General features: G+C 60.3%; 28 protein-coding genes and 4 pseudogenes. 16 read left to right on the top strand and 16 right to left on the bottom strand.

What is annotated here, in order from left to right; genetic code table 11:
* The first annotated feature begins 30 nt into the window (after positions 1–30).
* From ACMXYH_RS20060 to ACMXYH_RS20045, 4 genes and pseudogenes are all read left to right on the top strand, one after another.
* Positions 31–474 carry a hypothetical protein gene (locus tag ACMXYH_RS20060; protein WP_415764623.1) on the top strand — a complete coding sequence of 148 codons (444 nt, stop codon included), beginning with the start codon at positions 31–33 and terminating at the stop codon, positions 472–474.
* A gap of 222 nt (positions 475–696) precedes the next feature.
* Complete coding sequence (locus ACMXYH_RS20055; RefSeq protein WP_134418714.1) at positions 697–912, top strand: hypothetical protein; 216 nt, start codon at positions 697–699, stop codon at positions 910–912.
* A gap of 105 nt (positions 913–1,017) precedes the next feature.
* Positions 1,018–1,206 carry a hypothetical protein gene (locus ACMXYH_RS20050; protein ID WP_256657578.1) on the top strand — a complete coding sequence of 63 codons (189 nt, stop codon included), beginning with the start codon at positions 1,018–1,020 and terminating at the stop codon, positions 1,204–1,206.
* 6 nt (positions 1,207–1,212) lie between these two features.
* Positions 1,213–1,491: pseudogene (locus ACMXYH_RS20045) on the top strand (hypothetical protein); the annotation flags it as partial.
* A 38-nt stretch (positions 1,492–1,529) separates the two neighbouring features.
* Here the strand turns inward: ACMXYH_RS20045 and ACMXYH_RS20040 are convergent.
* From ACMXYH_RS20040 to ACMXYH_RS20030, 3 genes and pseudogenes are all read right to left on the bottom strand, one after another.
* Positions 1,530–1,802 carry a hypothetical protein gene (locus ACMXYH_RS20040; RefSeq protein WP_415764622.1) on the bottom strand — a complete coding sequence of 91 codons (273 nt, stop codon included), beginning with the start codon at positions 1,800–1,802 and terminating at the stop codon, positions 1,530–1,532.
* Between the two features lie 191 nt (positions 1,803–1,993).
* Positions 1,994–2,504: pseudogene (locus ACMXYH_RS20035) on the bottom strand (AAA family ATPase).
* Between the two features lie 134 nt (positions 2,505–2,638).
* Entirely contained in the window at positions 2,639–2,785 is a 147-nt protein-coding gene (locus tag ACMXYH_RS20030; protein WP_415764621.1) for a helix-turn-helix domain-containing protein, read from the bottom strand.
* Between the two features lie 57 nt (positions 2,786–2,842).
* Between ACMXYH_RS20030 and ACMXYH_RS20025 the strand changes: the two are divergent.
* Positions 2,843–3,045 (top strand): annotated as a pseudogene (locus ACMXYH_RS20025) (aldehyde dehydrogenase family protein); the annotation flags it as partial.
* 12 nt (positions 3,046–3,057) lie between these two features.
* On the opposite strand, the gene ACMXYH_RS20020 reads toward ACMXYH_RS20025, so the two are convergent.
* The 6 genes from ACMXYH_RS20020 to ACMXYH_RS19995 all read right to left on the bottom strand — a co-directional run bounded on the left by ACMXYH_RS20020 (position 3,058) and on the right by ACMXYH_RS19995 (position 9,525).
* Positions 3,058–4,530, bottom strand: coding sequence for an aldehyde dehydrogenase family protein (locus ACMXYH_RS20020; RefSeq protein ID WP_415764620.1), 1,473 nt, complete (start codon positions 4,528–4,530; stop codon positions 3,058–3,060).
* The gene (locus tag ACMXYH_RS20015) at positions 4,523–5,350 is read right to left on the bottom strand and encodes an ABC transporter permease (RefSeq protein WP_415764619.1); all 828 of its coding nucleotides are present in this window, start codon (positions 5,348–5,350) and stop codon (positions 4,523–4,525) included. The genes ACMXYH_RS20020 and ACMXYH_RS20015 overlap by 8 nt, the downstream gene beginning before the upstream one ends.
* 1 nt (position 5,351) lies before the next feature.
* Positions 5,352–6,269, bottom strand: a complete 918-nt coding sequence (locus ACMXYH_RS20010; protein WP_415764618.1) for an ABC transporter permease — start codon at positions 6,267–6,269, stop codon at positions 5,352–5,354.
* A gap of 31 nt (positions 6,270–6,300) precedes the next feature.
* A complete protein-coding gene (locus ACMXYH_RS20005) occupies positions 6,301–7,443 on the bottom strand; it encodes an ABC transporter substrate-binding protein (RefSeq protein ID WP_415764617.1) in 1,143 nt (380 codons plus the stop codon).
* Positions 7,444–7,482: 39 nt separating this feature from the next.
* Positions 7,483–8,610, bottom strand: coding sequence for an ABC transporter ATP-binding protein (locus ACMXYH_RS20000; RefSeq protein ID WP_415764616.1), 1,128 nt, complete (start codon positions 8,608–8,610; stop codon positions 7,483–7,485).
* Positions 8,611–8,715: 105 nt separating this feature from the next.
* Positions 8,716–9,525 carry a response regulator transcription factor gene (locus tag ACMXYH_RS19995; RefSeq protein ID WP_415764615.1) on the bottom strand — a complete coding sequence of 270 codons (810 nt, stop codon included), beginning with the start codon at positions 9,523–9,525 and terminating at the stop codon, positions 8,716–8,718.
* A gap of 329 nt (positions 9,526–9,854) precedes the next feature.
* On the opposite strand from ACMXYH_RS19995, the gene ACMXYH_RS19990 reads away from it, so the two are divergent.
* From ACMXYH_RS19990 to ACMXYH_RS19960, 7 genes are all read left to right on the top strand, one after another.
* On the top strand, positions 9,855–10,139 hold the full coding sequence (locus ACMXYH_RS19990; RefSeq protein ID WP_415764614.1) for a hypothetical protein: 285 nt from the start codon (positions 9,855–9,857) through the stop codon (positions 10,137–10,139).
* A gap of 186 nt (positions 10,140–10,325) precedes the next feature.
* A complete protein-coding gene (locus ACMXYH_RS19985; RefSeq protein WP_415764613.1) occupies positions 10,326–11,498 on the top strand; it encodes an acyl-CoA dehydrogenase family protein in 1,173 nt (390 codons plus the stop codon).
* Entirely contained in the window at positions 11,495–12,688 is a 1,194-nt protein-coding gene (locus ACMXYH_RS19980; protein ID WP_415764612.1) for an acyl-CoA dehydrogenase family protein, read from the top strand. Before ACMXYH_RS19985 ends, ACMXYH_RS19980 begins: the two co-directional genes overlap by 4 nt.
* Before the next feature lie 14 nt (positions 12,689–12,702).
* The gene (locus tag ACMXYH_RS19975; RefSeq protein WP_129443123.1) at positions 12,703–13,485 is read left to right on the top strand and encodes an SDR family oxidoreductase; all 783 of its coding nucleotides are present in this window, start codon (positions 12,703–12,705) and stop codon (positions 13,483–13,485) included.
* A gap of 2 nt (positions 13,486–13,487) precedes the next feature.
* Positions 13,488–13,946, top strand: coding sequence for a MaoC family dehydratase (locus ACMXYH_RS19970; RefSeq protein WP_134418706.1), 459 nt, complete (start codon positions 13,488–13,490; stop codon positions 13,944–13,946).
* Between the two features lie 31 nt (positions 13,947–13,977).
* Positions 13,978–15,180 carry an acetyl-CoA C-acyltransferase gene (locus ACMXYH_RS19965; RefSeq protein ID WP_415764610.1) on the top strand — a complete coding sequence of 401 codons (1,203 nt, stop codon included), beginning with the start codon at positions 13,978–13,980 and terminating at the stop codon, positions 15,178–15,180.
* Positions 15,181–15,570: a steroid Delta-isomerase gene (locus ACMXYH_RS19960; protein ID WP_415764609.1), complete on the top strand. Its 390-nt coding sequence runs from the start codon at positions 15,181–15,183 to the stop codon at positions 15,568–15,570.
* A gap of 146 nt (positions 15,571–15,716) precedes the next feature.
* Here the strand turns inward: ACMXYH_RS19960 and ACMXYH_RS19955 are convergent, their stop codons facing one another.
* Positions 15,717–16,214, bottom strand: a complete 498-nt coding sequence (locus ACMXYH_RS19955; RefSeq protein WP_415764608.1) for an SRPBCC family protein — start codon at positions 16,212–16,214, stop codon at positions 15,717–15,719.
* Positions 16,215–16,320: 106 nt separating this feature from the next.
* The gene (locus ACMXYH_RS19950) at positions 16,321–17,091 is read right to left on the bottom strand and encodes an SDR family oxidoreductase (RefSeq protein WP_415764607.1); all 771 of its coding nucleotides are present in this window, start codon (positions 17,089–17,091) and stop codon (positions 16,321–16,323) included.
* Between the two features lie 425 nt (positions 17,092–17,516).
* Here ACMXYH_RS19950 and ACMXYH_RS19945 point away from each other — a divergent pair, with 425 nt between their 5' ends.
* The 4 genes from ACMXYH_RS19945 to dmpG are packed head-to-tail and all read left to right on the top strand — an operon-like array spanning position 17,517 to position 21,122.
* Entirely contained in the window at positions 17,517–18,359 is an 843-nt protein-coding gene (locus tag ACMXYH_RS19945; RefSeq protein ID WP_415764606.1) for an alpha/beta fold hydrolase, read from the top strand.
* Entirely contained in the window at positions 18,356–19,147 is a 792-nt protein-coding gene (locus tag ACMXYH_RS19940) for a fumarylacetoacetate hydrolase family protein (protein ID WP_415764605.1), read from the top strand. The genes ACMXYH_RS19945 and ACMXYH_RS19940 overlap by 4 nt, the downstream gene beginning before the upstream one ends.
* An 18-nt stretch (positions 19,148–19,165) precedes the next feature.
* Complete coding sequence (locus tag ACMXYH_RS19935; protein ID WP_415764604.1) at positions 19,166–20,074, top strand: acetaldehyde dehydrogenase (acetylating); 909 nt, start codon at positions 19,166–19,168, stop codon at positions 20,072–20,074.
* Between the two features lie 13 nt (positions 20,075–20,087).
* Complete coding sequence (dmpG, locus tag ACMXYH_RS19930) at positions 20,088–21,122, top strand: 4-hydroxy-2-oxovalerate aldolase (protein WP_415764603.1); 1,035 nt, start codon at positions 20,088–20,090, stop codon at positions 21,120–21,122.
* 54 nt (positions 21,123–21,176) lie between these two features.
* Here dmpG and ACMXYH_RS19925 read toward each other — a convergent pair whose 3' ends face one another.
* The 5 genes and pseudogenes from ACMXYH_RS19925 to ACMXYH_RS19905 form a co-directional block, all read right to left on the bottom strand.
* Positions 21,177–21,344 (bottom strand): hypothetical protein, encoded by a 168-nt coding sequence (locus ACMXYH_RS19925; RefSeq protein ID WP_165353277.1) that lies wholly within the window; start codon positions 21,342–21,344, stop codon positions 21,177–21,179.
* A 281-nt stretch (positions 21,345–21,625) separates the two neighbouring features.
* Positions 21,626–22,587 (bottom strand): annotated as a pseudogene (locus ACMXYH_RS19920) (IS110 family transposase).
* A gap of 580 nt (positions 22,588–23,167) precedes the next feature.
* A complete protein-coding gene (nudE, locus tag ACMXYH_RS19915; protein WP_415764602.1) occupies positions 23,168–23,716 on the bottom strand; it encodes an ADP compounds hydrolase NudE in 549 nt (182 codons plus the stop codon).
* An 87-nt stretch (positions 23,717–23,803) separates the two neighbouring features.
* Positions 23,804–24,934, bottom strand: a complete 1,131-nt coding sequence (locus ACMXYH_RS19910; protein WP_046054842.1) for a helix-turn-helix transcriptional regulator — start codon at positions 24,932–24,934, stop codon at positions 23,804–23,806.
* A gap of 135 nt (positions 24,935–25,069) precedes the next feature.
* Positions 25,070–26,113: a Rieske 2Fe-2S domain-containing protein gene (locus tag ACMXYH_RS19905; protein ID WP_415764601.1), complete on the bottom strand. Its 1,044-nt coding sequence runs from the start codon at positions 26,111–26,113 to the stop codon at positions 25,070–25,072.
* Positions 26,114–26,228 lie beyond the last annotated feature (115 nt).

Genomic DNA, 26,228 nt, shown 5'->3' with positions numbered 1-26,228 from the left:
TACTAGCTTAGAAAAATCCAGAGTAAAATTTTGGAAGCTTTCAAGAAGTATGAAAAAGAAGATGGGGTGCTAGGGGTCGAGTGTTCGAATCACTCCGTCCCGACCATATTCGTAGGGGATCAAGCACTTAGCGGCTTGATCCCCTTTCTCGTTTCAGGCCTGCGCAGTACTGGCGCAAAACTACCCGGTGATTTCGCTGATATTCAGGTCCGGAATTGCCTCGGACCAGACGATTTCTTCGTGGTCTCGCTGGAAGTTTTTGGTCATGCCTTCGCTCGCATGGCCGGTCGCTTACCCTTAACGGTGGTCTCGTTGCGTTTCATCGCCATGCCTAGATCTATAGGCGCTGGCCGAATCCTGCAAAATCACTTGATTGGTTCGGTGCTTGAGTGGTCACTGCATGTCCTCTCGGTTAATGGCTGCCTACAAGGCAGTTTCTCCAATGTGAGCAAAGGCCCGCCGTGTTGTTGCTAATTCCAGAGAGCATGAAAACCACTCGCAGCTGCTCGTAGTGGCGGTTCAATGGTGATAAATTTTGCGTCGTTAGCAAGATGTAGGCGTGAAGGGCGCGCCTAGTCCTGGGCTCGGATGACGACAACAGCTTCACCGAGCCTCAAAGCAGCACTTGTTCCGGTGGGCGATGTATTCGCGCTAACAATTGAAAGACAGAGCAATGCCCTGCAGAAGGGTTACTGAATGCCGATGAAAAAGACGGAAAGTAAAGTAGCAGCGACGGCTACTGCTCATGAAATTGAGCACGCCATCCAAGCCCTGAACAGAATGGCTGAACGCCTTTGGGGAGATGGTCGAGAGATCGAGGCGAAAGCCCTCCTTGACGCCTTGGATTCTCTAAACAGGGCACTGGACCGGATCAGGATTGGCGAAAGCCACAGGGTTGTGACTCTTCATTGAAGACCGCCATGGACTCATTGAAAGGCCTAAAGCGGCCAGAAGGTGTATGAGGCATACCCTTTGACTTTATGTGTGCATGCACACCTTTTTGGATATGGAAATTCAATGAAAAGCACCGGGTTTTTTATCTTCCTTTCATGCGCCGTTGCCGTTTCTCTGCTGAGCGGCTGTGCGGCCTCCGTAAAAAGCGGCAGCACTGAAGCGCTGACGATTGAGCAGTCCGCCAAGAAGAACTTGGTGGTGAATATTCAGGGAACGGCAAGGTCCAGCAGAACGATGACTGGATTCGCCTGAGGCCCGCTTCCCCTCAGCGGGATGGCGGGCATGCAGACACCGACAGAACCTTGCCCAATGAAAACGATGGGCATGGCGATGATGGACGACATGGGGATGGACTGCTGCAACGATATGAAAAGCCCTTCCGAGCACGGCAAACCTTGTAAGCCGGGCCAGGAATGCAAGACAGGCGGCATGCTACAAGTCTCGATCTTCAAGCCACCTGTAACCGTATTCAGCCCCGTCGTGATTTCCTTCTCCAGCGATTCCCTACCCGTACAGCTTACGACCCAGTCTGTGTGAAAACGATTTAGAAACAGTTGGACAGTCAGAATCGGCGATCACCGCGCTACTCCCTTCCGGCGGTTGGACTTTTCCTCGAGCTGGATGGCGAAATCCATGGCCTCTCGGTAGTTGAAACGGTAGGCCCAGGTCCTGCCAGTGTATCGCTCGACGACGTGAAAGATGCCGAGCTTCATGGTCACCACCTGGAAGCGAACACCGCGGCGCGACGTCAGTCGATTAGTGCGCCGGAAGAAATCGATGCGTGCTGCATTGGAGTGGACAAGAAGAGCGCCGAGCTCATCGATGCGCTGCAGAAAGGATGGATGCATGTCTGATCCTCAAAGTGGGGAGCATGTATTCGTAAGCACTCGTGCCGCTAGCTGCTTGTCTATGGATGCAGAGGTAGTTCTGACGGATAAATGTAGTCGTAAAAAAGCCACATCGAAACCTGACTTATATTTTTGCGTCAAACAGACTTCTTCGCGAACCCGAGGGTTTTCTCTCAAAACCCTTGCCGGGCCTAGGGCAAGCTATCGAGAAATGCGGCAATCTGCCGGCTACCGCGCAAGTGCACTGTAGAAATTTGCGGGCCTATGGCCAGGCGTACCGCCTCGATACCTGGGCGATAGCCACGATCGAAATTCCACACGAAGTTCAGAAAGGTCAGGAACGCCCGGTCGAGTTTCTCTGTACAGCCTGCTGCAAGGTCAGGGCGAGGGCGGTTCATGACGCTGCGCATGATCACCCGGGTGAAACAGGTGAGCCGCGAAGTATCGAGCCAGATGATCAGGTCGGTACGGGGCAGGCGAAGGTCGAAGGTTCGCCGCGCATAGTTGCCTTCACAAACCCAGGCATCCGATTCGATCGCTTCGCGGACCCGTGCGCGGAACTGCTCAGCGTCGGGTTCGACCCAGCCGGGATCCCGAAACAGCGTCCAGGTGCACCACGGGCAGGCTCAGGCGCTTGCCGAGGGCGCGGGCGAGGGTGGATTTGCCGCTACCGGCATTGCCCAGAATGACAATCCGTTGCATGAGGACTTCCTGTCGCAAAAAAGCCGGCAATTGTGCAGGTTCTGGAGGGCCAGTCACAGGCTGATGGATGGGTCGACTGCGCCACGGAAATGAATTTTGTGTTGCTACTGATAAGAAGCCAGAAGGTGTAAACCTTATTCAGGACGAGACAGTTGCTGCAAATAAGCCTTCGGCGAACACCCTGTTTTTTGCTTGAAGCAACGGTAGAAAGTGGACAGCGAGTTAAAGCCTGAGGCGCTGGCAATCTCGTCAATGCGCGAGGCGTGGCGTTGCGCATTCAAACGTGAAAGGGCGTCATCCAGGCGCAGTTGATTGAGGAGCGTATAAAACGTTTTCCACGCTGCGAACGGGTCGCCCGACGCTTTCGCGCCGGGAGCGTCTGGGGCAACTGCTCGCAACCAACCTTCGTCGAGGCTCCGTGGGGCGGCTACAAGCAGAGCGGTATTGGCCGCGAGCTGGGAGAGTGGGACTACGACAACTACCTCGAAACCCAGCCGATCACCCGATACAACGGCGGGGCCGGGGCTGGTATTTGAACTGAGGCACCAACCGTCTATTTCAGATACCACCCCCATGGCTGGTCGCTGACGTATTCGGTCACTTGCTTCACCTCCAGATAATTGTGCAGCCCCCATTGGCCGAGTTCCCGGCCAATACCGCTGTGTTTCATGCCGCCCCACGGAGCCTCGACGAAAGTTGGTTGCGAGCAGTTGACCCAGATAATCCCGGCGCGCAGTTGGTTGGCGACGCGGGCGGTACGTTGCAAATCAGCACTCATCACAGCGGCGGCGAGGCCGAAGCGGCTGGCGTTGGCCATTTGCAAGGCTTGCTCTTCGGACTTGAAGCGCTTGATGCACAGCACCGGGCCGAACACCTCTTCGCGCCAGAGGATGCTGCTGTGTCCGGGCTCGTCGAAGATGGCCGGTTCGATGAAATAACCCTCTGGCAGATACGCCGGTTGCCGACCTCCGGTGAGCAGGCGTGCGCCGCTGGCCAGTCCCTGATCGATAAAGCCGAGGACCTTGTCGTGTTGACCTCGGCTGACCAAAGGGCCCAACAACACGCCGGGTTCCATGCCTGGGCCGATGGTGATCTTGCGGGTTTCCTCAACCAGTCGCTCGATCAACCGCGAGGCGATGTTTTCCTGCACCAGCAAGCGTGAAGTGGCGCTGCACACCTGGCCCTGGTTCCAGAAAATCCCGAACAGAATCCACTCCACCGCTGCTTCGACATCGGCGTCGTCGAACACAATCAGCGCAGACTTTCCGCCCAGCTCCAGGCTGATGTTCTTGATGTCGCGAGCGGCCGCCGACATGATTTTTGCCCCGGTGGGCACGCTGCCGGTGAAGGCCAGTTTGTCCACGCCTGGGTGTTCGGTGAGTGGACCGCCGGCGTCGGCTCCAAGACCGGTCACGACGTTCAGGACCCCGGCCGGCAGACCGATGCGGTCGGCGGCCGCGGCCAGTTCCAGCGCCGTCAGTGGTGTCAGTTCGGACGGTTTCAACACCAGCGTGGCCCCGGCGGCCAAGGCGGGCGCGACCTTCCACGCGGCCATCAGCAACGGGTAGTTCCAGGGGATGATCTGCCCGGCGACACCGATCGGCTCATGACGGATTCGGCAGCGAAAGCGCTCGTCCGGCAGTGCCAGCGGTTGGTCCTGCTGTTGATCCAGTTCCCGGGCCAACCCGGCGTAGTAACGCAAGCAACCGATCGCATCGCCAACGTCCCACTGCGCTTCGGGCAACGGTTTGCCATTGTCGCGCACTTCCAGTTCAGCCAACGCCTGTTGACCACTGCCCAATTCATCAGCCAACGCTTCCAGCCACTGCGCGCGCTCGGCGCCAGTGGTTTGGCTCCAGCCGTTATCGAACGCTCGCCTGGCGGCGCGCACTGCATGATCGACGTCTTCTTCGGTGCCCGCAGCTACCCGATGGAAAGCCTGTCCAGTAGCCGGGTCGATGACGTCCAGGTAACCGCCCAGATCCGGGCTGACCCACTCGCCGTTGATGTAAAGCTGATCACGCATGGTGAGACTCCTGGACGCCGGTGCGGCGGTTTTGCAGGTGACGGGAAGTGAACAGCAGCGCCAGCGATGCGCAGATGATGACGGTCGAAACCGCGTTGATCTCCGGGGTCACGCCGCGACGGATGGATGAAAAGATGTAGATCGGCAAGGTCGTTTCGGAACCGGCGACGAAGAACGCGATGATGAAGTCGTCGAAGCTGAAGGTGAACGCCAGCAGAAACCCGGCCATGATCGCCGGACTGATCTGCGGCAGGGTGACCCGCCAGAACGTTTGCATTGGGGGTGCGTAGAGGTCGGCCGAGGCTTCCAGCAAGGCCTTGTCCAGTGAGTCGACGCGGCTGCGCACGATCACCATGACCAGCGCCATGGTGAACAGCGAGTGCGCGGCGATCACGGTAAAGAAGCCCATGTTCAACCGTGGAACGCTCGGTATCCAGCTCGCCAGCAATGGGTTGATCAGGTCGAACAGGCTAATGAACGCAATCAGCGTCGAGATGCCGATGACGATCCCGGGCACGATGATTGCGCAATAGGTCAGCGCATCGAACAGCAACTGCACTTTGGCGCCGGCACGTTGCAAACCGAACACCGCGAGCGTGCCGAACAGCGTGGCAATCACCGCTGAAGTGAAGGCAATGAATGCGCTATGGCCCAGCGCCTCCATGATGAACGGGTTGCCAAACGCGCGACCAAACCACTGCACCGAGCAGCATTCGAACGCCAGGCCACTGCGCCCGGCGTTGAAGCTGAACAGCACGATCAACGCGATCGGTGCGTAGAGAAACAGGTACAGCGAAGTCGAATAGCTGCGCAGCCACATGTCACAACCCTCCGTCGGCAGGGCGGCCGCCATAGCGCGCCACCAGTTTCAAATACACGCCGATGATCAGCAGCATCATCGCCACCAAGGTCATCGCCAGCGCGCTGCCGAAGGGCCAGTTGCGCGATTGCAGAAACAGGTCGACCAGTGCGTTGCCGACGAAGAACACTTTGCCGCCACCGAGAATGGCCGGGATCAGGAACTCGCCCATCAACAGGATGAACACCAGCATCACCCCGGTGATGATCCCGGGGGCGGAGAGTGGCAGGGTGATCCGTCGGAAACTTTCGAAAGCGCTGGCACCCAGGTCCGCCGAGGCTTCGAGCAGACGCTTGTCGAGTTTTTCCAGGCTGACGTAAATCGGAAACACCATCAGCGGCAAGTAGCCGTAAACGATGCCGATCAGCACCGCCCACGGCGTATTGATCAGCCGCACGTCTTCAAGGCCAAGGCTTGCGAGCAAGGCCGGAATGCCCTTGCCGCTGAGGATGAAAATCCAGGCGTAAGTGCGGATCAGGAAACTGGTCCAGAACGGCACAATCACCAGCGTCAGCAGCAGTGAGCGGTTCTTGCTGACCTTGACCGCCAGAAAATACGCCAGCGGGTAAGCCGCCACCAGGCACACCAGCGTGCCCAGCGGCGCCAACATCAGCGTGTTACTGAACGCCGCGCCACGGGAGCCGAGGTTCAGGTAGTTGGCCAGCGTGAAGCCACCGGCGTAACCGCCCACGGCACTGCGGTCGCCGAAACTGAAGACCAGGATGATCACCAGCGGCATCAACAACAGCAGCAGGAACCACAAGGTCGAGGGCAATAGCATCAGCAGGGTGATCCGCCGGCCGAGGCTGCGCCGTTGGCGAACCTCGACCGACAGGGCATTGCCCGGCTGCACCGTTTGCGGGTGGGTGGCGGCGTTCATGGGGGACTCCTCATTGGCCATGGCCAGGCGATCAGGCGGACTTGAAGCGAGCCATCAGTTCGGCCCGCGCCGGGCTGGTGAGTGTCGCCGCGGCACCGAACTCCAGAGGACTGAGCGCTTCGGCGGCCGGGTACATGATCGGATCGTCGAGCATGGCGGTGGGCAGCAACGCATCGACGCGTTTGTCGCCGCTCGGGTAGCCGTGGCTCAACACTTCGAGCTTGTTGTGCTGCGGATCGAGCAGGTAATTGATGAAAGCGTAGGCCGCGTCCTTGTGCTCCGAGCTTTTGGGAATGGCAAAGAAGTCACTCCACAGTTCGCCACCTTCCTTGCCCAGTTCGAACTGCATCTGCGCGTTGTCGCGGTGCAACTGAGAGGCATCGCCGGTCCAGGACATCGCCAGCCAGGCATCGCCGCTGCGCATTGACGGCTGGATGTCGGAGTTGATGGCGAACAGGTGCGGCTTGACCTCGATCAGCAGTTTTTCGGCATCGGCCAGTTCTTTCGGGTCAAGAGAATTGAAGCTATAGCCGAAGCTTTTCAGCGCGTTGCCGATGGCGGTCAGTTGGTAGTCGTGAACCATCGTCCGGCCGCTGGCGGGGCCTTGAGCTGCAACCCAGAATTCTTTCCAGCTTGCGGGGCCGTTCTTCAGTTTGCCGGTGTCGTAGAGCATGCCGGTAGTGCCCCAGTTTTTCGGCACCGCATACACCTTGCCGTCCACCGTTCCTTGGGCCATGAATTTTTGCTGGAAGGCCGACGCCTCAAAGTTGGGAATGCGCGACAGGTCCAATGGTTCGATCAGGCCCAGGCCAACGTAAGTGCTGATGGTGTAGTTGGTCGGCACCAGTACGTCCCAGCCACTGCCACCGGCCTGCAATTTGGCAAGCATCTCTTCGTTGGAACCGAACACGCTCATCGAAACGCGCGCACCGGTGGTTTTGGCGAAGGTGTCGAGGTTTTCCTGGCTGTGGTAATTCGGCCAAGTCGCCAGCGACAGGCGATCGCCCAGCTTGGCCTGCTCGGCGGCCTCGGCGGTGGAAGTCAGCAGGCCGGGCATGTTGGTTGCGACCACCGCTGCGGCAATTCCCAGGCCTGTGCGGCCAAGGAACTCGCGGCGGCTGATCGAGCCGTTCTGCCAGCTACGCAGGGTTTTGATAAACGTCTTCCGGTCCATAGCACGCTCCACATTCGGTTGATGAAACGAATCGATGATTTACAACGCCATGGCCAGGCCATTGGCGTGATCCCAGCCGACGCTCACTGCCGCGCCGTGTTCGAATGCATTGGCGCCGTGATCCTGCTGGCGCGGCACACGCACGCAAACCACGCCAAAGGCTTGGGTGCGCACGCGGTATTCGGTGGAGTTGCCGAGGTAGATGCGGTCTTCCACGTAGCCTTGCAGCTTCACTTCGCGGGTCATGTCGGCGTTGGCGCTGGCGATGCTGATCAGCTCCGGGCGCACCGCGACGCAACCGGCGACGTCTGCGCTTAAGGCTTTGCCGGTGGGCGTCAGTGGGCTGGTCAGTTCCAGTCCTTGCTCGGTGCGCAGCACAACTGAATCGCCCTGCAATTGACGAACCGTGCCGTTGAACAGATTGGATTCGCCGATAAAATCGGCCACGTAACGGCTGGCCGGCGCCTCATACAGTTGTTCCGGGGTGGCGGTCTGGATGATCGAACCGTTGTGCATCACGCTGATGCTGTCACTCATCGACAAGGCTTCTTCCTGATCGTGGGTGACCAGCACAAAGGTGATGCCGACTTCGCGTTGCAGGCGCAGCAATTCGGATTGCATCTCCTTGCGCAGCTTGCGGTCCAGTGCCGCCAGCGGCTCGTCCAGCAGCAACACGGTCGGCTTGTTGACCAGTGCCCGGGCCAGGGCTACACGCTGCTGTTGGCCGCCGGAAAGTTCACTCGGCTTGCGTTGGCCGAAGCCGCTCAGGCGCACCATTTCCAACGCTTCATCAGCCATGCGCAGTTGGGTTTTTTTGTCGGGTCGCGGGGTTTGATAACGCAGCCCATAGGCGATGTTCTGCGCCACTGTCAGGTGCGGGAAGAGGGCGTAATGCTGGAACACCATGTTCACTGGCCGCTCAAACGCCGGCACTCCGGCAACGTTCTTGCCCGACAGGCGCACTTCGCCGCTACTGGGCTGTTCGAAGCCGGCGATCATGCGCAGGGTGGTGGTTTTGCCGCAGCCGGAACCGCCGAGGAAGGAATGGAATGAGCCGCGACGCACCGCGAAGTTCAGGCCATTGACGGCTGACACCTCGCCATAGCGTTTGACCACATTGCAGAATTCGATATCGCTTGGCGAAGTGTCGTTCACGCTGTTGTTCACGAGGCGGGCTCCCTTGCAGTGATGAATCAGTGCGTCGGGGGCCAAACTAGCAATCGGGGTTTTGCGCTGTATATATCCCTTGGGGGATAGAGTCGGTTTCAGGTGTCAGGCTTCGACGACCAGTTCCTGGCCGGTAAGGTCGCGGATAAACAGCCCGAGCAATTCGGACTGGCTGCCGATGCCGAGCTTGGCGTAGATGTTCTTGCGGTGAATCTTCACCGTGCCAGGACTGATGCTCAGTTGTTCGGCGACCGAGGCGCTGGAGTGACCGCGTAGCAGCAACTGCACAATCTCTTGTTCGCGGCCGGTGAGGATGTGCGCGCCGAACTGATCGAAGGCTTCGCGGATCTTGAAGTCCAGGTCCTGCGCCGGGCGTGGTTGCTGGGCTTGACGCAAACGCCAGGCTTCATTGATGACCTGTTCAACCACCGCCTGCGCGCACTCGATCAACTGCATCTCGTCACGACCAAAAGCATAGCTGGCGGTGGATCGCATCAACGACAGAACGGCCATGGCGCCGCCACCGAGGTCGACGAAAAACGCCACTTCTTCAGCCAGCCCGGTTTGCTGGTAATACGTCAGGTAATACTCGCCGAGGTAGAAGTGGTCGGGTGCGAACTGTCGCAAACGCCACAGTCCAGGCGCTTGCCCGCGAGTGCATGCCAGGTAGAACGGATCAAGCAAATAGGGCCCGCACTGATAGTCATCGACATACACCGCACGCTTGTCGGCTGTGAAGGTGTCGAACAGCGCCAACGGCCGATGATTGCCTTCGTAGACGAACAGAACGAAGTGATCGACCGGGCATACTTGCCGCAACCAGTGACTTAAGCCTGCTAACCGCGCATGCCCGGGAGAAAGGTCCAGTAAATGGGCAACACCGGTAGTCCAGAGTTTCAGTTCCTTGGGGCGCATGGCGGCTTCAAGCAGGATTGGATTGCATTTAGATGCACAATTTACGCCATGGCTGTTTTTGGCCTTGTAGGGCGGGGCGCGTGATGTCGAGTCGTTGAAAAGACGCACCGTAACAGCGCCGGATGTTACCGAGTGCTACAGGGTTGGTATCAGAAGTGATGGGGTCGGCCTGTGTTTTGTTGATCGTGTGCATATCCGTTTCTGCCGTGATGGCGACCTAGGGGGCCGCCCTTACGGCGGGTGTATGCACCGGGGACATAGCTGACACGTGTACGGGGACATGGTGGACACTTCCTGGTGAGCCGAACTTGCCAGGAAATCATCATGCCTTGGAAGACGGTCGACGCGACAACTACCTTGAAAAACGCCGGTCATTGAAGGACGCCATCGCGAGCAAGCTCGCTCCCACAGGGTTATGGAGTGAACCCCACCTTTTGGAACTGGCCCAAACCACTGTGGGAGCGAGCTTGCTCGCGATGACTATTGAAAGGGCGACGCAGAAACATCTGCATCGCCCACGCTTTTTAGAAGAAGCCCAACGGATTGATGTAGCGGGTCCAGAGGCCGGCACCCAGGCCGAACTCGGTGTCACCGACGACAGCTCAAATCGATAATTCGCAGGTTTTAATCGGCTGAACTGATACCGAGGTCAGAGTGAAGGCTTGCTCGTAACCGGCTCGGCATCGCCCATTCGGACTAGGCAGGGCTGACGTTTCTGTCGTGTGCCGCTGGCACCAAACTCGAAGGCCAGAGGGGTGTCGCTTCATGCGTGCCCCGCCTAACGAGCAGAAGGCGCCGCGATGGAGTTTGCATTCAGCGACGAACAGGAAATGATCCGCGCATCGGCCGAGGGCTTTCTCGCCGATGTCTCGGATTCTGCCGCCGTACGAGCGGCGATGGTCAGCGAGCGAGGTTTTGACGAGGCGCTCTGGCAGCGGCTGTGCCGCGAAATGTACTGGCCGGCCATTCATATTCCCGAAGCGTACGGCGGCCTCGGGCTGGGCTTTGTCGAACTGTCGATTTTGCTGGAACAGATGGGCCGGCGCTTGCTGTGTTCACCGTTCTTCGCCACCGCCTGCATGGCCACACCCGCGCTGTTGCTGGCCGCCAACGAACAACAAAAACAACGCTGGCTGCCGTTGATCGCCGACGGCAGCCTCACCGCTACGCTGGCCTTCAGCAGCGCCAACGGCTGGGCGGCCAAGGATGTTCAGGCCACGGTGGTGACCGAGGGCGAGGGTTTTGTGCTTGATGGAACCCTCAATCATGTGCTCGACGGGCACAGCGCTGACCTCTTGATCATCGCCGCACGGGTTCCCGGATCGACCGGCGAGGCGGGCATCAGCCTGTTCGCCGTGGACGCGGACCGGGCAGGGATCGAGCGTCAAATGCTGCCGACCATGGACCAGACTCGTCGTCAGGCACGGGTTCAGCTCAAGGGGCTGTCCCTCAGCGCTGACTGCCTGCTCGGTGAGTTCGGCGCGGGCTGGCCGCAGCTGGAGCGAGTCCTGCAACTGGCCTGCATCGGTCTGGCTGCCGAACAGACCGGTGGCGCGCAGCAGGTGCTCGACCTGAGCGTTGCCTATATGCAGGAACGCCAGCAGTTCAGTCGACCCATCGCCAGTTTCCAGGCGCTCAAACACCGTGCCGCCGACATGATGCTGCAGGTCGAATGTGCACGTTCGGCCAGTTATTACGCGGCCTGCGTGGCCCAGGAAGTCCTCGATCCCGAAGGCGATCCGCAGGTGGCCGCCGAGCTGCCGCTGGCGGCGGCGCTGGCCAAGGCGCACTGCTCTGAAACCTATTTCCACTGCGCGTCCGAGTCGATCCAGTTGCATGGTGGCGTTGGTTTCACCTGGGAATACGACCCGCACCTCTATTTCAAACGCGCTCGCGCCAGCGAAAGCTTTCTCGGCGCACCTGCCTGGCATCGCGAGCGCATTGCCGCGGCGATTCTTGGGGAGCAACCATGAAAATCAGTTTCAGTGAACAGGACGAGCGCTTCCGTCAGGAAGTAGCCGACTGGTTGAGCGTGAACCTGTGCGGTGAATTCGAGCCCCTGCGTTTTCGGGGTGGCCCGGGTGACGAACATATGTTTCCCGTGGAGCGCAAAGCCTGGGAACGCAAACTCGCCGACGGCGGCTGGACGTGTGTGGGCTGGGCGCCGGAGCACGGTGGGCGTGGTCTGTCGATCAGCCAGCAAGTGATTTTCCACGAAGAGTACGCCCGCGCTGGCGGCCCGGGACGCATGGGGCATATCGGCGAAGGGCTGGCCGGACCGACCATTGCCGCGTTCGGCACTGCCGAGCAGCAACAGCGCTTTCTGCCGGGCATCGTCAACGGCACGTCCTTCTGGTGCCAGGGCTATTCCGAACCGGGTGCGGGGTCCGACCTGGCCAACGTCAAGACCCGCGCGGTGCTTGATGAAGCGAGCGGCACTTGGGTGATCAACGGACAAAAAGTCTGGACCTCCCTGGCCCATGAGTCGGACTGGTGTTTTGTGATCGCCCGCACTGAACCGGGCAGCGTTGGCCATCGCGGCTTGTCCTTCCTGCTGGTGCCCATGGCCCAGGTGGAAATTACCGTGCGGCCGATCGAGCAACTCACAGGCACCTCTGAGTTCAACGAAGTGTTCTTCGATGATGCCCGCACCGACGCCGCCAATATCATCGGCGCGCCGGGCGAGGGCTGGAAGATCGCGATGGCGTTGCTCGGTTTCGAGCGCGGAGTGTCAACCCTTGGCCAGCAGATGCAATTTCACAATGAACTGAACGAAATCATCGCCATCGCCAGGGCCAATGGCGCCGCGCGCGACCCGATCCTGCGCCAGCGCCTGGCCGAGGCCTGGAGCGGGCTGCGGATCATGCGCTACAACTCGCTGCGCATGCTGTCCGGGGCGCAGGACGGTTCGCTACGCAAGGAAGCGACCATCTACAAACTGTTCTGGTCCACCTGGCACGCCAGCCTCGGCAAGCTGGCGATGGACGTCCTCGGCGCCGAGGCGGAGCTGCTGGAAGCCGCGCCTTACCAACTCACCCGTTTGCAATCGCTGTACCTGTTCAGTCGCGCCGACACCCTCTACGGCGGCAGCAACGAGATCCAGCGCAACATCATCGCCGAGCGCGCCCTGGGAATGCCCAAAGAACCGCGCCTGCGCACCTGACCAAGGAGTTTTCCATGTCTGTTCCTCACTATGTTGCAGGTCACGGCCTGTTGCGTGACAAGTCGGTGCTGATCACGGCCGCGGCCGGGGCCGGTATCGGTTTTTCCGCCGCGGTGCGTGCCGCCGAGGAGGGTTGCCGCGCCTTGATGATCAGCGATATCCATGAAGGCCGGCTGGCAGAAGCGGTGTTGAAAATCCGCGAAACGACCGGTCTGCAACAGGTCTTCGGTCAGGTCTGCAATGTCGCTGATGAAGCTCAGGTTCAACAGCTGATTGCTTGTGCCGAGCGTGATCTGCAGGGTGTCGATGTGCTGATCAACAACGCCGGTCTTGGTGGTTCACGGCTGTTGGTAGACATGACGGATGAGGAGTGGAACCGGGTCCTCGATGTGACGCTCACCGGCACCATGCGCATGACCCGTGCAATGTTGCCGAAGATGATCGAGCGGCGTGCCGGGGTTATCGTCAACAACGCTTCGGTGCTGGGCTGGCGGGCGCAGAAAGAGCAGTCGCACTACGCCGCGGCCAAGGCCGGGGTCATGGCGTTGACCCGTTGCGCCGCGGTCGAGGCCGCCGACTACGGGATCCGCATCAACGCGGTGAGCCCGAGCATTGCGTTGCACGATTTCCTGCGTAAGTCCGCCCCTCAGGCGGTGCTCGATCAACTCGCTGCCAACGAAGCGTTTGGTCGTGCCGCCGAGGTCTGGGAAGTGGCCAACGTAATGATGTTTCTGGCCAGCGACTACAGTTCCTACATGACCGGCGAAGTGTTGTCGGTTTCCAGTCAGAGGGCTTGAACATGCCACGTGTTTTCGACACGCCCTTCGCCTTGCACGATGCCGTGGGAGAGGTGCTGGGCGTCAGCGACTGGCTGGTTCTCGCGCAGGAGCGAATCGACCGGTTCGCCGAGGCGACCGGTGATCACCAGTGGATTCACGTCGATCCGCTCAAAGCAGCCAGCGGTCCGTTCGGCGCCTGCATCGCCCATGGCTATCTGAGCCTGGCGTTGGTCAATCTGTTTTTGCCGCAGATCGTCGAGGTGCGCGGCATTGCCATGGGTGTCAATTATGGCTGCGAGCGGGTGCGCTTTCCCACGGTAGTGCGTGTTGGCTCGCGGGTGCGCGGCAGTGCGCAATTGATGGCGGTCGAGGAGGTCAAGGGCGGCGTTCAGGCGACCATTCGCGTCAGCGTCGAAATCGATGGCGAGGAGCGTCCCGGCTGTGTGGTCGACACCATCAGCCGTTACTACCCCGCGTGACCCCTTTAGCAGAACATTCGAGGAATCCAGCATGAAAGAAGCCGTCATCGTTTCGACCGCCCGTACCCCGATCGGCAAAGCCTTTCGCGGTGCATTCAATGACACCGACGCCCCGCAGCTCGGCGGCCATGTGGTGCGCGAAGCCGTGCGTCGCGCCGGTATCGAGCCGGGCGAAGTGGACGATGTGATCATCGGCGCGGCGGCGCAGCAGGGCACGCAGTCTTATAACTTGGGGCGTCTGTGTGCGATTGCCGGCGGCTTGCCGACCTCGGTCGCCGGGATGGCGGTCGAGCGCCAGTGTTCATCGGGGCTGATGAGCATTGCCATGGCCGCCAAAGGGATCATGTGCGATGAAATCGACATTGCCGTGGCCGGTGGTCTGGAGTCGATTTCGCTGGTGCAGAACAAGCACAAGAACCTGTACCGCAATCAGTCAGGCTCGGTGATCGAGCTTGATCCGTACGCCTACATTCCGATGATCGAAACCGCCGAGCTCGTCTCCGCGCGCTACGGCATTTCCCGAGAGGAACAGGACGAGTACAGCTATCAGAGCCAGGTGCGAACCGCGCTGGCCCAGAGTGCCGGATTGTTCGACCGTGAACTCGCGCCGCTGACCAGCCGCAAGGCGATTTTCGACAAGGCCAGTGGCGAAACCCGCTTTGAGGCCGTCACCTTGCTGCGTGACGAGTGCAACCGCATCGACACCACCCGCGAAAGCCTGAATGCGCTGGAACCGGTGTGGCCGGGCGGTCAGTGGAGTGAAAAGGGCCGTTTCATCACGGCGGGCAATGCCTCGCAACTCTCCGACGGTGCTTCGGCCTCGGTGTTGATGAGTGCCAAATTGGCCGAGAAGCGTGGCCTGGAGCCGCTGGGGATTTATCGCGGGATGGCGGTCGCTGGCTGCAACTCCGACGAGATGGGCATCGGCCCGGTCTACGCCATCCCGAAACTGCTCAAGCGCCATGGCCTGACCGTGGACCACATTGGCCTCTGGGAGTTGAACGAGGCGTTCGCCTGTCAGGTGCTGTATTGCCGCGACACCCTGGGCATTCCCCCCGAACGCATGAACGTCAACGGTGGTGCGATTTCGGTGGGGCATCCTTTCGGCATGTCCGGTGCGCGGATGGTCGGTCACGCGTTGGTCGAGGGTCAGCGCCGTGGTTTACGTTACGTGGTGGTGAGTATGTGCATCGGCGGCGGCATGGGTGCCGCCGCGTTGTTCGAGGTGGTTTGAATGGTCAGTGCACAACAGATTCAAGCGACCATGGCGCGTTATGTGGAATTGGTGGACGCCGGTGATATCGACGGGATCATTGCGCTTTACAGCGAGGATGCAGTGGTCGAAGACCCGGTCGGTCAACCGCCGTTGCAGGGGGTCGTCGATATAGAACGTTTTTACCGCGAAGGGCTGGGCGCGAGCAAAGTCTCGGCGACCCTGACCGGCCCGGTTCGGGCGACGTTGAACGGTTGTGGGGCGATGCCGTTTCGGGTCGATATGGAATGGGCCGGGCAACCGTGCTCGCTTCATGTGATCGATGTGATGGAGTTCGATGCGGACGGCAAGATCCGCTCGATGAAAGCCTATTGGAGCGAGGTCAACCTGACCGCCCAAGGCCAGGCATAAACCTTGTAGCAGCTGCCGAGCCTGCGAGGCTGCGTTCGGCTGCGAAGCAGTCGTGAAATCAGGCACCTCGGTCTTCCAGGTAAACCGCGTGCACCCGATTTACGACTGCTGCGCAGCCGAACGCAGCCTCGCAGGCTCGGCAGCTGCTACAGGGCGCGTTCCTGAGGTGTGGCGTCGAGCAAATCGCGATTCTGCGTCCGCCCGCTTTCGTAGTACGCCTTGAGGTTCTCGGCAATCTGGCGCACGACGTTGTTGAACGCCTTCGCCAGCAACCATTCCATCAGCCTGCCACCGCGCAGGCTGTAGTTCATTTGGGTGGTGATGCGTGTCGCGTCACCCTCGGCCTGCAAGGCATAACTGAAGCTGGCCTCGCGGAACGGGAAGGGCGCGCCGCTACTGGCCTGGTGCAGAATCAGTACGAAACCCGCACCTTCCTGCCATTGCACCACGCTCTCATCCAGCCACTGACCCCCTTTGCGGAACACCCGGCGACTGGCGCCAACCCCTTCGCGTGCACCGGGATGAAACTGGCAGCCGGTCAGACCCGGCACGTAATGCGGGGCGAGGCTCAGGTCGCGCAGTTTGGCCCATGCGGCAGATGGGCTGAGATCCAGCAAAACACTGTGGCTGGCTATCGCAGGCATGTCGGGATTCCTCTTGTTTTAATGAGATGGCCAAAAGATCGCAGCCTGCGGCAGCTCCTACATTGATTGTGTACACCTGTAGGAGCTGCCGCAGGCTGCGATCTTTTCAGGATTGTGCCGCATCGAGAAACGCCGGGCGTTCGCCACCGCCGTGCACGGTGATGTCCGCGCCGCTGACATAACGTGCCAGCGTTGATGCCAGGTACAGACAGGTATCGCCGATGTCTTCCGGAGCCGCCAGGCGTTGCAGCGGGATGGTCGCTGCCACCCGGGCAATGCCCACCTGATCGCCATAATGCATGGCCGCCTGCTCGGTGAGAATCAACCCGGCCGTCACAGCGTTGACCCGCACCTTGGGTGCCCATTCCACCGCCAGCGAACCGGTCAGGTTCAGCAGCCCGGCCTTGGCCGCACCATAAGCGGCGGTGCCCGGCGAGGGACGGGTCGCGCTGACGCTGCAAATATTGATGATTGCGCCACCGTCGGCTTGCGCCTGCATCACCTGATTGGCCTGCTGGCAGAGATTCAGCGGCGCCAACAGGTTAAGGCGGATGATCGCTTCGCTAAAGCGCGACGAGGCACTGGCCGCGTCGGCACTCGGTGAACCGCCGGCATTGTTGACCAATACATCGAGGCGACCGAAACGCTCGACGATACTGTCGATCAACCGCCCGGACTGCTCGACATCCCGCAGGTCGCAGGGCAGAAACAGCGCCTCGCGCCCAGCGCTGGCAGGCAGGGTGTCCGGTGCTTCCCGACCACAGATCACCACTTCGGCACCACAGTCGAGAAAACGCTGACTGATGCCGCGACCGACACCCTTGCCACCGCCGGTGACCAGTACCACTTTGCCGCGAAAGTCCATCGGATCAAGCATGGGATGCCTCGTTCTGTCGCTCGGGAATGCTGCCGATGCTAGGTCTACTACCCCCATCGGCCAACGTCCGAAAAGACTAGGGGGCGTTCTCAATTAGTTTCCCCGCCGCGTTGTCGCCTTAAAGCGGGCCAGGCAAGGCGCAGGCCGCTGGGAATGGTGCTCCCTTTCCAAGGCCTGCAACTCAGCCTGGCCCGCTTTAAGGCACAACCCGAAGGGCCGGGCCTGCTGTTGTGCAGGGCTGCGTTGCTCGAAGCTTATTTGGAATGACCAAACCACGCTTCTCGCGCCTTGCCCTGCACAACAGCAGACCCGGCGCGGTGTGGAAACTAATTGAGAACGCCCCCTGGGCGTAGTCCTGTCGGACGATGTTGTTTGCCCGGGCGCTCGGAATAATCCGGCGACAACAACAGGCCGGGAGGACACCTATGGACGCATCAGCGCAAGGGCACTTCGTCACGCTGCCGGATGGTTTGCAGCTGCACTACTTGGATATCGGCGGGCAGGACATCGGCAGCGGCGAGCCGGTGATTTTCATTCACGGCAGCGGGCCGGGCGCCAGCGGTCACAGCAACTTCAAGCAGAACTACCCGGTGTTTGCCGCGGCAGGCTACCGGACCATCGTCCCGGACCTGCCCGGATATGGCGCTTCTGATAAGCCAGACACCCTCTACACCCTGGACTTCTTTGTCGCCGCCTTGAGCGGTTTGCTCGATGCCCTGGATATCCAGCGATGCGTGCTGGTCGGCAATTCTCTGGGCGGTGCGATCGCGATCAAACTGGCCCTCGACCAACCGCAGCGGGTCAGCCGGCTGGTGCTGATGGCGCCCGGCGGCCTGATGGAAAAAGAACAGTATTACCTGCAGATGGAAGGCATCCAGAAAATGGGCGCGGCCTTCGCCAAGGGTGAACTGCACGATGCGGGCGGAATGCGCCGGCTGCTGGCGCTGCAACTGTTCGATGAGTCCTTGATCAGCGACGAAACGGTCAATGAGCGGGTCGCAGTGGTGCGCCAGCAACCGGTCAGCGTGTTGTCGACCATGCAAGTGCCGAACATGACTTCGCGCCTCGGCGAGTTGCAGTGTCCGATCCTCGGTTTCTGGGGCATGAACGACAAATTCTGCCCGGTGTCTGGCGCGCAAACGATGATGCAACACTGCCAGACCATTCGCTTTGTACTGCTCAGCGAATGCGGGCATTGGGTGATGGTCGAGCACCGTGAACTGTTCAACCGCGAGTGCCTGGCGTTCTTTGAGGAGGCTCGCTCATGAGTGAACAACTGCGCCATCAATACGGCGAGGAGCTGTATCAGGCGTTGCTGAGCGGCACCACCCTGGCGCCGCTGACCGAGCGCTGGCCATCGATCAGCATCGAAGACGCCTACCATATTTCCCTCTACAGCATCGAACGACGGGTAGCTGCCGGTGACCGGATTGTCGGCAAGAAAATCGGCGTAACGTCGGCGGCGGTCCAGCAAATGCTCAACGTGCATCAGCCGGATTTCGGCTTCATCACCCGGCAGATGTCGTTCGCCAATGACGCGCAAATCTCCCTCGCCGCGAACAAGCTGATCCAGCCGCGCGCCGAGGGCGAGATTGCCTTCAAGCTCAAGCGCGATTTGATCGGCCCCGGTGTTACCGAAGCCGACGTTCTGGAAGCGACCGAGTATGTGACGCCGTGCTTCGAGATCGTCGACTCACGGATTCATGACTGGCGGATCCGCATACAAGACACGGTCGCCGACAACGCCTCTTGCGGTGTGTTCGTGCTGGGTGATGTTCAGGTCGATCCACGGACACTGGATTTGCCCAACTTGCGCATGCGTGTGTTCAAGAACGGTGAACTCCTGAGCGAGGGACTGGGCTCGGCGGTGCAGGGTAATCCGCTGACGGCCGTGGCCTGGCTGGCCAACACCCTGGGTGCCTTCGGTATTCCGTTCAAGGCCGGGGAAATCATTCTCTCTGGCTCTTTGGTGCCGCTGGAGCCTGCGCGTGCGGGCGACCGTTTTGAATTGACTATCGATGGCCTGGGCAGTGCCCAGGTGTCCTTCTGCGCCTGACCTGTGGGGTTTAACCGGATGAGCAAGAAACTCAGAGCGGCCATTATCGGCCCGGGCAATATCGGCACTGACCTGCTGATGAAAATGTATCGATCGGAATGGATCGAGCCGGTCTGGATGGTCGGCGTCGACCCCCAATCCGAGGGCCTTAAACGCGCCCGTGAATTGGGCGTGAAAACCACGGCCGAGGGCGTCGACGGTCTGCTGCCCCATGTGCTCGACGATGATATTCGCATCGCCTTCGATGCCACCTCGGCCTACGTACACGCAGAAAACAGCCGCAAGCTCAACGCGCTGGGGGTGATCATGATTGATCTCACGCCAGCGGCCATCGGCCCGTTCTGCGTGCCGCCGGTCAATCTCAAGGAGCACGCTTTGAGCCTGGCGATGAACGTCAACATGGTGACGTGCGGTGGCCAGGCGACCATTCCGATGGTCGCGGCAGTGTCACGGGTCCAGTCGGTGAGTTACGGCGAGATCGTCGCCACCGTGTCCTCCGGTTCGGTCGGCCCGGGCACTCGCCAGAACATCGACGAATTCACCCGCACCACGGCCGGAGCGGTGGAGAAGATCGGCGGCGCTCGACGCGGCAAGGCAATCATCGTCATCAATCCGGCCGAGCCACCGCTGATGATGCGCGACACCATCCACTGCCTGACGGATGACGAACCGAATCAGGACGCCATTCGCACCTCGGTGTTGCAGATGGTCAAGGAAGTGCAGCGCTATGTCCCCGGCTACAAGCTGATCAATGGCCCGGTGTTCGATGGGCACAAGGTGTCGATTTTCATCGAAGTCGAAGGCCTCGGCGACTTCCTGCCAAAGTCCGCCGGCAACCTCGACATCATGACCGCTGCGGGGCTGCGTACCGCCGAGATGTTCGCCGAAGAAGCCCACAAGGGCGCCCTGCAACTGCCCGTCCGTTGAGTGGAGAATTGCCATGAATTTGCAAGGTAAGAGCGTCCGTCTGCACGACATGAGCCTGCGCGACGGCATGCATGCCAAACAGCATCAAATCAGTCTGGAGCAGATGATCTCGGTGGCGACCGGCCTCGATGCCGCCGGCGTGCCGCTGATCGAAATCACCCACGGCGATGGCCTGGGCGGTGCGTCGCTGAACTACGGTTTCCCCGCCCACAGTGACGAGGAATACTTCGCGGCGGTGATCCCGCGTATGAAACAGGCCAAGGTCTCGGCGCTGTTGTTGCCGGGCCTCGGCACCCTCGATCATTTGAGAATGGCCCATGAACACGGGGTGTCGACCATTCGTGTGGCCACCCACTGCACCGAGGCGGACGTCTCCGGTCAGCACATCGGCATGTCAGCGAAGATGGGCCTGGATACCGTCGGCTTTCTGATGATGGCGCATATGGTCAGCGCGGAAAAACTGCTGGAGCAGGCGCGGTTGATGGAGAGTTATGGGGCCAACTGCATTTACTGCACTGACTCGGCTGGCTACATGCTGCCTGATGAAGTCACTGAGAAAATCGCTGCATTGCGAGCTGGGCTGAATGCCGGGACCGAAGTCGGTTTTCACGGTCACCACAACATGGGCATGGCGATTGCCAATTCCCTTGCCGCGATCGAAGCGGGCGCCGCACGTATCGACGGTTCGGTGGCGGGGCTGGGTGCGGGGGCGGGCAATACGCCGCTCGAAGTGTTTGTCGCGGTGCTTGAGCGGATGGGCGTCAACAGTGGCATCGACTTGTACCGGATCATGGACGTTGCCGAGGACCTGGTAGTGCCGATGATGGACCAGCCGATCCGCCTCGACCGCGATGCGCTGACCCTGGGTTACGCCGGGGTCTACAGTTCGTTCCTGTTGTTCGCCAAACGTGCCGAGCAAAAGTACGGCATTGCCGCACGTGAGCTGCTGGTGGAATTGGGTCGACGCGGCACCGTTGGCGGTCAGGAAGACATGATCGAAGACCTGGCGCTGACCCTGTCACGTTCGCGGGGTGTCTTGCCAACCTGATCTGGCGACAGCACAAAAAAGCCACCGGCCTTGCTTGCAGGCCCGGTGGTTTTTTTATGGAAGCAGATTACGCACCAACGGGGGATAGCAATTGATGGCACTGGCCGAGCAACTGATGAACGCGGTGGTCGGTCGGTAGGCTTCATTCTTGAAGCGCTGACACAGGCTGGCGGTGCTGCTGGCGCAGACGATGATGAACAGGGCACAGGTGGCTTTTCGCATAGCGAGCCTCGACACGGATTTTATTGTTGTAGAGGCAAGGTATTGCGGCTGGCGGAGCGGGGCTTCGTCCGAATGGACTACACAGGCCCCTGTGGGAGGGTCAGCCCGGATATTTGCGTACGACCTCGACCCCCTGTGGGAGCGAGCTTGCTCGCGATGGCGGTGTGTCAGGCGACGCTAATGTTGAATGTGCCGGCCTCATCGCGAGCAAGCTCGCTCCCACATTGGTTAGAGGGCCAGCCCGGGTATTTGCGTACGACCTCGATCCCCTGTGGGAGATTCTATGTTGCAGGGCAACCCCGCAACTTCAGGCCGGCTGGTATTTGCTCTGATTTTTCATCAGGGCAAATGCCACCCGGCAGAGTTTCCGGGCAAGGGCCACCAATGCCTGGGTTTTCGAGAAGCCTCTTGCCAAATATGACTCGTAAAACGGTTTCCATTTAGCTGAGCGACAGGCTGCCATTGCGGCGTTGTAAGCCAACCGGCGTACTTCCGGATCCCCTTTTTTGGTCAAGTGCCGGGGGCCGTTCTTCTTCCCGGAGTCATCGACCGTAAGGTCCATCCCTAGAAACGCGATGAACGCATCACTATTGGCAAAATCACCGCGCATAAAGGTCGTCGCCAACCCGGTTGCAGTCAGTTCGCCAACCCCTTCGATGGCTTTGCAGCGGTCGATATTCTCTTCAATACCCGCCTCTTTGCAGACCTTGCGCAGCAGTTTCTGAATGGCCTGATCCGCTTGCTTGAAGGCCTTTTGCTGGGCGGTCTGCACTTTCTTCAACAAGGGTTCATTGGCCCAGCTCAGCATCAGACCGGCATGGTTCTGGATTAGCGTTGCACGCCTGTGGAGCAGGCTTTTCAGCGAGGTGTAGGCCTTGGGTGGCGGGCTCCAGATCCGCAGTCCGTCTTGTTCGTTCGTCAAATAACGCGCCAGCAGACGGGCATCGCAGGGATCGTTCTTGGCTCGCTGGCCGATGCCGCGGCGATAGTTGCTCACCCGATAAGCATCCACGACATAGACCTGGTGACCCATCGCATGGGCCAACTCGACAGTGTCCAGGTGGTAGATGTTGGTGGCTTCAACGGCGATAGCGCTTTGGGCGGGCAATGTTTTAAGCCAGCGTTTAAGGGCTGTTCGATCGTTCTTGATGGCGTCAGTGGTTTGCAGGTCGGAGCGATAGATAACTATTTCAGCCTTGGCGATATCGATGCCAACAACCGTCTGCGAAGTAAGGATTGTCATGACGAATCCTCGGAGCTAGGGTTTAAGAGCTTGTCGGGGTCTACCGTTGCGCTGGCTTGCCTCTATCGTCGGTTTTACCGATGAATTCCTTATCGGCGCTTTGGGTAGAAAGGGCGGGACGAGAAGTCTCCCACGGTCTGTACTGGTCAGAGTCAGAATCGAGCTTTTAGTCCCGCCCACCCCTTCAAGTCTAAACATACAAGCGAGCTTGCTCGCGATGGCGGTGTGTCAGGCGACATCAATGTCGAATGTGCCGGCCTCATCGCAAGCAAACTCGCTCCCACATTGCTTAGAGGGTCAGCCCGGGTATTTGCGTACGACCTCGATCCCCTGTGGGAGCGAGCTTGCTCGCGATGGCGGTGTGTCAGGCGACATCAATGTTGAATGAACTGGCCTCATCGCGAGCAAGCTCGCTCCCACATTGGTTAGAGGGTCAGCCCGTGTATTTGCGTACGACCTCGATCTCCTGTGGGAGCGAGCTTGCTCGCGATGACGGTGTGTCAGGCGACATCAATGTTGAATGTGCCGGCCTCTTCGTCGGAACGCCGCCCGGAGCAAGCTCGCACACAGGTTTTGCGTGTCAACCCCGCCGGGCGAGGGCCCCCATGGCCATGAACAGTGCAGCAATGGCCCGCGCTTCGTTGAGTTCGCCGCGGGCGACCAGGTCGGGGATCTGCGTCAGCGGCACGCGCAGGCATTCCAGCGGTTCGGGCTCGTCGCCGACCAGTTGGCAGGGACTCAACTGTTCGGCCAGCACCACCCGGTAGCGATGGCACAGGTGACCCGGCGCCAGGGTCAGTTCGCCCAGTTCGCTGAGGCGTGCAGCGCGCATCCCGACTTCTTCGCAGAGTTCGCGTTGCGCCGCTTGCAGATAGTCTTCATCAGGCTCCGCGCCGCCCTTGGGCAGGCCGAGCACGGTTTTTTCGACACCGACCGCATATTCACGGACCAGCAATACATGCAGCGGATCGGGCATCGCCACCAGCATCACCGAGCGATAACCGGTGCCGCGCAGACGCTCGTAAACCCGCTGCTGGCCATTGCTGAATTGCAGGTGCAAAGCTTCGATCTGAAAATAGCCGCTTTCAGCCAGCAATTCAGTCTTGAGGATGGTCGGACAGTTGCGCATGGTCAGGCCCCTGGTTGGGATAAAGCCACTTTGCGCCGTGCCGGGATGGCCGCCATCGTCCGAGCGGACGAGGGCGGAGGTTGAACGCTAACCGAGGGTCGCCACGCTGCGCAGGATCAGCCGCACGAGCATGGTCTGGCGGGTCACGCCGGTCTTGGAGAAGGTTGACCGCAGGTGTGCCCGCGAGGTGTTGCGGCTGATGCCCAGCTCCTCGGAGGCTTCGTCGAGGGTCAAGCCGTTGGCCAACAACATGGCCAGTTGAGTTTCGGCCGGGGTGAAGTCGAACAGCGCGCGGACGATCTCCTGTGGCGCGGTGGACTGCTGTTCCGGGTCGCTGATGAAAATCACCACGGTGGGGCATTGTTTGCCTTCGCTCCAGTCCGACAACGGCACCGAGCGCACGATGATCCCTAGGTCCGCCCGCCCGGACGGTCGTTGCACACGAAGCGCTTCGACCACCGACGGGTTGCTGCTTTTTTGCGAGAGCAGCGACTGCTTCACCAAACGCCGAAACTCTTGAGTGTCTCGCGCAGTACCGACTTGCAGGCCGTCGTTGACCAGTTTGATGCCGTCCTTTTCCTGGATCAGCCGATCGGCGACCTGGTTGGTTTGCAGCACTTTGCCAGCCTCGTCGAGGATGATCGTACCGACCGCCAATTGATTCACCGCGCCGGCGTAGAGGTTGCGCTCGGCTTCGATGCGATTGAGCTGCATGTGGATCTTGATCGAGCGTTCCAGGTGCGGGATGAAGTGCGTCAACAGGGCTTTCTCTTCGTTGCCGAAGGCCTTGTCATCGCGTCCGCGACTGATGCGGATACGGCACTGGGCGCCGTCGCAGGTGTTGATGTCGGCGCCGAGAATGTGGAACACATCCACCGGTTCGAGGAAATTCTTGTAGAACTCCGAGTGCTGCCAATCGTCGTTGGACACGAACTCGGCGAGGGTCACCACCTGGCGGTTGGGCAGGTCGACAAACGGGTCGAGGGTGAAAAAGTGTTTGTTATACGACGCGGTCGCCTCGGTCGACGTGCCGGTGGTGTTGACCATCAAGCCATCCACATGCGCGCTGGGCGGACGCAGGATGAAGGTCACGTACTTGCTTTCCAGGTACACGTTGAGCTGGTTGAGAAAGGTCGCCCAGGGAATGGTTTCCAGCGGTCCCTGATAGAGGTTGCCGATCAAATCACTGAACGTATCGAGGCTGAGACTCTGCTGCATAGGGAAAACCGTTCTTATTATTAGCGTTGGCGGTGGCCGAGAATAAGCGCCGATATCGACTCCTTGCAACGCTCGGGCTCGAGGCCTGACGGGCGGCTGCCGGTCAGGCGCAGGGAGCGCAAAAGGCCGCTGTGTTCAGGCCCGTTCGCTGGCGCGCACGACGAACCGTTTTTGCTCCAGCACGTCGGCCGAGAGCGCCGCGACGTCGGTGTAGAACTGCTCGTACCAGCGGCGCAACTGATAGACCGGACCGTCGCCGTCACACAGCAACGGATTGTCGACGCGGGTCTTGTTGTGCCAGATCGTCACGTCCTCGTAGAAGGCTTCCTGGGCCTGTTGCACATAGGCCTTGGCCATCGCCTGATTCTGTTCTTCGCTCAGCCCCGGAATCTTTTTCACCAGCACGCCATAGCGCAGGGTGAAGCTGTCGAGGTCGATCGGCACATGGCAGTTGAGCAGGATCGAATGGATCGGCTGGCCGTTCATCGCGCCGGTCATTTCGGTGATCTGGTAGGCCGGGCCGAAGTAGGTGGCCACGGTGCTCAACGCGCTGTCGCCGGACAAACGCTCGCTGCGGGCACTCATGATCTGGGTGGCCAGATGGCCTTCGAAGACGTTGCTGAACGCCTCGACGGGGGCGCCATGTACCGTGCCGAAGTGCGCCATGTCGGCGATGTTGTCGATCAGTTCGCGGCAGTTGGTGCCGATTTGCAGATCGGCGACTTCCCACGCGGCCCACTCGTCACTGAAGCAAGCGTCAATGCGCGGGATGCGTTGCTCAGGGAGCGGCGGGTTGCCTTCCGGGTCATTCCAGACGAACAGCAACTGGTTTTCTTCCATGAGTGGCCAGCTCTTGAGCCGGGCCCGTGGCGGAATGCGTTTGGCGTAAGGAATGTCATCGCAGACACCATCGGCACCCCAGCGCCAGGCGTGGAACGGGCAGCGAATCGAGTTGCCTTCAACGCAACCGGTACTGAGGTCGGCGCCCATGTGCGGGCAATAGCCATCCAGAATATGCAGCTCGCCGTCTTCGCCCTGAAAGGCCACCAGCCGGGTGCCGAACACCTCCAGGCGATGGGTCTTGCCGTCGCGGTATTGGGCAGCCAGGCCCAGACAATGCCAGCCACGGGCGTAGCGGTCTTCCAGCAGTTTGGCTTCGATGCGGTGCAAGGTACTCATCTTATTATTCTCCCAGGGTTCACGGGCTTGGCGCCTGTCACGGATTCTGCCGCCCCTGTAGAAGCGGGCATCGTCTGAATGGACGATGGCCGGTTTACGCCCGCCCGCTCTACTG

Source organism: Pseudomonas frigoris, assembly GCF_047758635.1.
GTDB classification, from domain to species: Bacteria; Pseudomonadota; Gammaproteobacteria; order Pseudomonadales; family Pseudomonadaceae; genus Aquipseudomonas; species Aquipseudomonas frigoris.
The sequence above is the reverse complement of the archived record's forward strand: the minus strand, read 5'-3'. Positions and strand labels throughout refer to the sequence as shown.